General features: G+C 67.6%; 3 protein-coding genes. All 3 read left to right on the top strand.

Translation table 11 applies throughout. The features are described 5' to 3' along the window. Nucleotides 1-861 (top strand): CaiB/BaiF CoA-transferase family protein (locus VML93_RS31345; protein ID WP_325616595.1); only part of this gene is annotated, 861 nt, incomplete at its 5' end. Further along, nucleotides 858-1,640, top strand: a complete 783-nt coding sequence (locus VML93_RS31340; RefSeq protein ID WP_325616593.1) for a crotonase/enoyl-CoA hydratase family protein — start codon at nt 858-860, stop codon at nt 1,638-1,640. The genes VML93_RS31345 and VML93_RS31340, both read left to right, overlap by 4 nt. 30 nt (nt 1,641-1,670) lie before the next feature. Next, nucleotides 1,671-2,513: 3-hydroxyacyl-CoA dehydrogenase NAD-binding domain-containing protein (locus VML93_RS31335; RefSeq protein ID WP_325616591.1), on the top strand; the 843-nt coding region annotated here is incomplete at its 3' end.

Below are 2,513 nucleotides of genomic sequence, written 5' to 3'. Positions count from 1 at the left end.
ATCTACGCCGATATCACCGGGTACGGCGATGCCGGCGAGGACGCCAAGCTGCCCGGGTTCGACCTGACCGCCTTCTGGTCACGCAGCGGGCTGCTCGCCTCGACCCGCGACGCAGGGGCTCCGCCGACGTCTCCGGTCTGGGGCAGTGGGGATTACACCACCGCGGTAGCTATCTACGCCGCCGTCACGACCGCGTTGTATCACCGCGAGCGCACGGGCCGGGGTGCCAATGTCGGCACCTCGCTGCTGGCGATGGGTGTGTGGGCGACCGGAACGCTGGTGTCGGCGGCCTTGGCCGGCGGCAAGCCCTACGAGCTGAATGACCGCAACAAGCCGGTCAACGCGATGACCAACGCATACCAATGCGGCGACGGGCGCTGGATCATGCTGGCCGCCAAGCGATCGGCCTTGCCGGTACTGGCCAAGGCCATCGGGCGGACGGACCTGCTGACCGATCCACGCTTCGGCGACCTCGAAGCTATCAGCCGGCACGCCGCTGAATTGGCCGAACTGCTCGAGACCGAATTCCGTGGGCAACCTTTGGCGCATTGGAAAGAGGTGCTCGACAAGGCCCGCCTTCCCTACGGCGTCATCAAGACGCCCGAAGAGGCGGCCGAGGACCCGCAGCTGCGTGCGGCCGAAATAGTCGTTCCGATCGAGGGGGCCGCTGACCTGGACTACACGGTCAACAACCCGCTCACTCTTCGCGGGCTGGCACGGGTCCCGGCGCGTCGTGCTCCTGAGCACGGCGAGCACAACGCCGAGATTCTGGCTCAGCTGGGCTTCAGCGCGGATGACGTCGATCAACTGCAAGCCTCGGGAGCGATTCCTGTTGCGCCAGAACAGGAGACAGTGAAATGACCACGACTGAGGTAGCGACGGACCTGGTGCTTACCCAGCGCCAGGACGGTGTGCTGACGATCATTCTGAACCGGCCGAAGCAGAAGAATGCGGTCAATCGTGAGGTTGCCGTTGCGGTGGCGGCCGCGCTGGATCTGCTCGATTCTGACCCGACGTTGTCGGTGGGCGTGCTCACCGGCGCGGGTGGGACGTTCAGTGCGGGGATGGATCTCAAGGCGTTCGCCGGTGGGCAGACCCCGATCCTGCCCGGGCGTGGTTTCGGCGGGATCACCCAGGCGGTGGTGCGCAAGCCGTTGATCGCCGCGGTGGAAGGCTGGGCCTTGGGCGGGGGCTTCGAAATGGTGTTGTCCTGCGATGTGATCGTCGCGGCCGTCGACGCCAAATTCGGGTTGCCCGAAGTCAAACGCGGACTGATCGCCGGTGAAGGCGGGGTGATCCGGCTGCCGCAGCGCATCCCGTACCACGTGGCTTTGAAGGTGCTGCTGACCGGTGAGCCGCTCTCGGCGGCCGACGCCGCGCAGTACGGGCTGGTCAGTGAGCTCACCGCGTCAGGGGCCGCACTGGATACCGCGCACCAGCTCGCGCTGCGCATTGCCGGCAACGCGCCGCTGGCCTTGGCCAAGGTCAAGCAGGTGCTGCGGGAAACCCAGGGCCTCAACGATTCCGACGCGTTCGCCCGCCAAACCCACAGCGCCAGCAGCCTGCTGAGCACCCAAGACGCGCACGAAGGGGCGCTGGCCTTCGCCGAAAAACGCGCCCCCGTCTGGCGCGGCCGCTAACCACCACGACCACTTCTAGGAGCAATGATCATGTTTTCCCCCGACTCCGTGCGCCGCGTCGCCATCGTGGGCACCGGCACCATCGGCGCCAGCTGGGCCACCCACTACCTGGCGCGTGGTTTTGACGTCACCGCCACCGATCCGGCCCCGGGGGCTGAGGCCGCGCTGCGCAGCTACGTCGACACCGCCTGGGACGGCGTGCGGACGCTGGGCCTGGCGCCCGGCGCCTCGCCGGACCGGCTGAAGTTCACCTCTGACCTGCCGGCAGCGCTGGCCGACGCCGACTTCGTGCAGGAGAACGGACCCGAGCGCCCCGAGCTGAAGGTCCAACTGTTCGCCGACATCGACGACGCCACCCCGCCCGAGGCGATCATCGCCTCGAGTTCCTCGGGCATCACCATGAGCGAGATCCAGGCCGAGTGCCGGCGCCCGCAGCGCACCGTGATCGGGCATCCGTTCAACCCGCCGCACGTGATCCCGCTGGTGGAGGTCGTCGGCGGCACCAAGACCGCGCCCCAGACGATTCAGGACGCGATGGCCTTCTACGCCGCGATCGGCAAGAAACCCATCCACCTCAAAAAGGAATTGCGCGGCCATGTGGCCAACCGGCTGCAGTCCGCGCTGTATCGCGAGGTGGTCTATTTGATCGGCCAGGGCGTGCTCGACGTCGCCGACGCCGACGACGCGGTGTCCTGGGGCCCCGGATTGCGCTGGGGCGTCATGGGACCCAACCTGCTCTGGCACCTCGGCGGCGGCCAGGGCGGCATCCAACACTTCATGGACCACCTGATGCCGCGCATGGTCGCCGGATGGCCCGGACTGGGCAACCCCGAACTCACCCCCGAGCTCGCCCAACAAATCGTCAAGGGCGTC

Origin of the sequence: Mycobacterium sp. (assembly GCF_035499775.1) — a bacterium.
GTDB lineage: Bacteria > Actinomycetota > Actinomycetes > Mycobacteriales > Mycobacteriaceae > Mycobacterium.
This window is presented reverse-complemented; position numbering and strand designations above follow the sequence as displayed.

Bases quoted from the DNA above. Each gene is read 5' to 3' on its own strand.
- VML93_RS31340 (WP_325616593.1), top strand. From the start codon at position 858: ATGACCACGACTGAGGTAGCGACGGACCTGGTGCTTACCCAGCGCCAG.